Source organism: Flavobacterium sp. (assembly GCF_035760125.1).
Taxonomy (GTDB): domain Bacteria; phylum Bacteroidota; class Bacteroidia; order Flavobacteriales; family Flavobacteriaceae; genus Flavobacterium.
In genome coordinates, this window is the sequence record NZ_DASTTN010000270.1 from 1 (window position 1) to 3,855 (window position 3,855).

3 protein-coding genes and 1 tRNA gene are annotated in these 3,855 nt (G+C 35.4%); 2 read left to right on the plus strand and 2 right to left on the minus strand.

Annotation, left to right across the window (positions count from 1 at the left end; translation table 11 throughout):
* Both VFS71_RS09775 and VFS71_RS09780 read right to left on the minus strand, forming a co-directional pair.
* The coding region (locus VFS71_RS09775) for an AsmA family protein (RefSeq protein ID WP_422653658.1) at positions 1-1,447 on the minus strand (1,447 nt) is incomplete at its 3' end.
* A 124-nt stretch (positions 1,448-1,571) separates the two neighbouring features.
* Positions 1,572-2,153, minus strand: a complete 582-nt coding sequence (locus VFS71_RS09780; RefSeq protein ID WP_077377325.1) for a tRNA-(ms[2]io[6]A)-hydroxylase — start codon at positions 2,151-2,153, stop codon at positions 1,572-1,574.
* 110 nt (positions 2,154-2,263) lie between these two features.
* Here VFS71_RS09780 and VFS71_RS09785 point away from each other — a divergent pair, with 110 nt between their 5' ends.
* Together VFS71_RS09785 and VFS71_RS09790 are read left to right on the plus strand one after the other, a co-directional pair.
* Positions 2,264-3,514, plus strand: a complete 1,251-nt coding sequence (locus tag VFS71_RS09785) for a glycosyltransferase (RefSeq protein WP_326401006.1) — start codon at positions 2,264-2,266, stop codon at positions 3,512-3,514.
* 265 nt (positions 3,515-3,779) lie between these two features.
* Positions 3,780-3,854 (plus strand) — tRNA-Val (locus tag VFS71_RS09790).
* Position 3,855: the final 1 nt, after the last annotated feature.

Sequence of the window (3,855 nt, forward strand, 5' to 3'; positions counted from 1 at the left end):
TTACAAATCCATTTTTCAAATTCAACGTTCCATTTGCATTTGGAAAAAGTCTTTGCTTTTGATCGTATTTTCCTTTGGCTTTCAAATCACTTACGAGCATTCCTTTTAATTCTATATCCGAAACTCCTAATGCGCGATTTAATTTCTCCAAATCGATTTGAGAATTCAAAGCCAAATCAATATCTGGGGTGGTCATCCCATTCATTTTCAACTGCGTTTTAAGATAATTTTTCCCAATATTTAAAGATACATTTTTAGCATCCAGCTGTAAAACTTCTGGATTCAAAGACGGTACTTTTGTCGCAATATCCATATTTAAGTTGGAGACTGGAAAAGCACTTTTTTTATAATTTACAAATCCGTCTTTTAATTTAAAATTCAAACTTAAATCAGGTGCTATATTTTGGGACGCAATGTACTTTCCTTTAAGGGTAAACAACAAATCAACATTTCCTTTTAATTCGGCATCTTTAAGCCAAGTGATATATTTTGGCGGAAAAGCGGTAAAAAGCTCATGCAAATTACTTTTGTTGGATTTTATTCTAAAATCCATATTATAGCCATCCTTTAAAAAATCGAATTTTCCAGTAAAATCAACCAATAATTTATTAATCAACAAGTCATTTTGCTCAAAAACGAAAGACAGCGAATTGGTGTTTATTTTAGTAATCAAATCCCCATCCACTTTTTTATTCATCAAGTAGGGTTCGTTTTCGTAAATGACATTTAGTTTTTCAATTTTGGCTTTCGAGTGCAAAGCAAAGATTGCTTGGCTCAAATCTCCATTTCCCAGATAATTAATCCCAAAGGCATCAACATGAACATTAGTGGATTGATCGTCATAAATCAATTTACTGTCCGTAATTTCAATCTCTTCCAATTTAATTCCCGTTTCCGATTCTTCTTTCGGAGCGGTTTCCTTCTCGGCAATGTACACGTTATAATTGGCCTCCCCTTTTTTGTTTACTTTAATATTTATCAATGAATGGGAAAGAAAAATTTGGTCAATTTTTATGGTTTTTCCAAAAATAAGGCTGCTCAAATTGATACCAAAAGCAACGTCATCGGCGGTTATCAATTTTTCATTTTGAAAAGGAGCTGAACCATTCAGCTTAAAATCAGTAAGAGTAAGGGTTAACGAGGGAAAATGTTTAAAAAAAGAAAGCGTGCCCTCAGAATAATTCAAATCTCCATTTAATCTTTCATTGGCCGTTTTTTTGACTTGCTCTTTTATCTTATCCGAAAAAATCAAAGGGGTAATAAACATCAGTCCCAATAAAACCACAAGGGTAATGCCTGTATATTTTAAAATCTTAATAAAGATTGACTTATAATTGGTTGCTGCCATATGTGATTGGTATGAATTAAAAAAATAAATTGATTTTTGAGCAGAAAGATTTGGTGTTTTTGGAAACATCGTCCCGCTATCCGTTTCAATCCACGCCAAAAAGCATGGGATTTCCACTTCTATCGGGGCTAAAAGTTAACATTCTTCTTTTTTGCCATCATTCAAAAAAAGAAAAATAGCAATAATTGAATACAAGTACAAAATGTATCGTCCAAAGGCTATTTTATCCGTGCACGGTTTCGTTTTTACCGTAATTCACAATAATCGAGGTTTCAAACTCAATCCATTCTTGCCAACGCTTATCAACATCAAAATTGTCTACATATTTTCTGGCAAAACCAAGAAAAGTGGTATAGTGTCCCGCTTCTGAAATCATTAGATCTCTATAAAACTTAGCTAATTCTGGATCTTTTATATTCTCAGACAATACTTTGAAACGCTCACAGCTTCTAGCCTCAATCATAGCCGAAAACAACAATCGATCCACCAAAGCATCTTTCCGGCTACCATCTTTTTTCATAAATTTGAAAAGCTCATTCACATAATGATCTTTTCGTTCTCTGCCCAAGGTCAATCCTCTGCTTTTTATTAAATTATGTACCAATTGCAAGTGATCCAATTCTTCTTTGGCAATGACCAATAATTCCGTCACCAGTTCTTCCAATTCTGAATTGTAAGTAATCAAACTAATCGCATTTGAAGCCGCTTTTTGTTCACACCAAGCATGATCGGTCAATATTTCTTCAATATTCGTTTCTACTATATTTACCCAACGCGGGTCTGTAACTAATTTTAAGCCAAGCATAACAAGTGATTTTTAATCCTACAAAATTAGTCTTTTCCTCTTGATTTTCCATTTAAAATAATGCTTTAACCATCTAAATTGTATTATTTTGCAACATTATCTTAATTACCATGACTCAAATTCAAACGCTTTTAATCATTGGTTTTGTATGGCCTGAACCCAATTCTTCGGCTGCAGGTGGTCGAATATTGCAATTGATTGCCCAATTTCAGCAACAAGGATATACCATTACATTTGCCAGTCCTGCTATGGACAGTGATTTCATGGTAGATTTGGCCTCACTGAATGTGGACAAAAAATCAATTGCTTTGAATTGTACCAGTTTTGATGTTTTTGTCAAAGAACTGAATCCTACAGTTGTTTTGTTTGACCGATTTATGATTGAAGAACAATTCGGTTGGCGTGTTGCCGAAAATTGTCCAGATGCTCTACGAATATTGGACACTGAAGACTTACATTGTTTGCGATTGGCAAGACAAAAAGCATTCAAAGCCCGTCGCGATTTCACAACTGCTGACACTTTAAAAGAAGATGTCGCCAAAAGAGAAATAGCCAGCATTTTGAGATGTGACCTGTCTTTGATTATTTCTGAATTTGAAATGGATTTACTGAAAATGACTTTTAAAATAGACGAAAAACTGCTGTATTATTTGCCTTTTTTGTTAGAACCAATTTCAGAAAAAACTTTTGAAAAACTTCCTTCTTTTGAGGAAAGGACTGACTTTGTTTTTATAGGCAACTTTCTTCACGAACCCAATTGGAATGCCGTTCAATATCTGAAAGAAACCATTTGGCCTTTGCTAAGAAAGCAGTTGCCAGATACCAATCTTAACATTTATGGTGCTTATCCTTCCCAAAAAGTGATACAACTGCATCAGCCAAAAGAAGGTTTCCATATCAAAGGACGTGCGATTGATGCCAAAGAAGTAGTGCAAAACGCAAGAATTGTTTTGGCTCCTCTGCGTTTTGGCGCGGGCATAAAAGGAAAACTGATCGAAGCCATGCAATGCGGAACACCTAGCATTACAACCACCATAGGCGCCGAATCCATGCAGGAAAATCTGCCTTGGAATGGGTTTGTAACTGATGATGCAAAGAAATTTACAGAAGCCGCAGTGCAATTGTACCAAGACGAAAAACTTTGGACAGCCGCGCAACAGAACGGAATCGCTATTATCAATCAACGGTATTCGAAACAACAGTTTGAAAATGATTTTGCTGTCAAAGTCCAATTTTTATGTTCCAACTTATCGCAACACCGTTTGGATAATTTCTTCGGGGCATTGTTACAGCACCACACTTTAAACAGTACGAAATACATGTCGCGCTGGATTGAAACCAAAAACAGCAAAAAGGATTAATCCTGTAGAGCAATGGGAGACGAATTACATTGATCAAGCGGATTTTTCCAACTTAGAATCTTAGCAACTCTGTCTCTTAGCATCTACTTTTCGAATCAAACTCATTTTTACTGCAAATTTTTTACTTTTTAAAACACTAAATACCAGCAAACTGAATATTTTCATAAAAGAAAAAGTAAAATTTCTTTAGAAATATTTTGCATAAGCGAAAAACTAGCCTATATTTGCACTCGCAATCACAAAATGATAGCAACCTAATAAAATAGGGCGATTAGCTCAGCTGGTTCAGAGCACCTCGTTTACACCGAGGGGGTCGGGGGTTCGAACCCCTCATCGCCCAC

Coding starts and splice junctions, on each gene's coding strand:
- VFS71_RS09780 (WP_077377325.1), bottom strand. CDS start 2,153: ATGCTTGGCTTAAAATTAGTTACAGACCCGCGTTGGGTAAATATAGTA.
- VFS71_RS09785 (WP_326401006.1), top strand. CDS start 2,264: ATGACTCAAATTCAAACGCTTTTAATCATTGGTTTTGTATGGCCTGAA.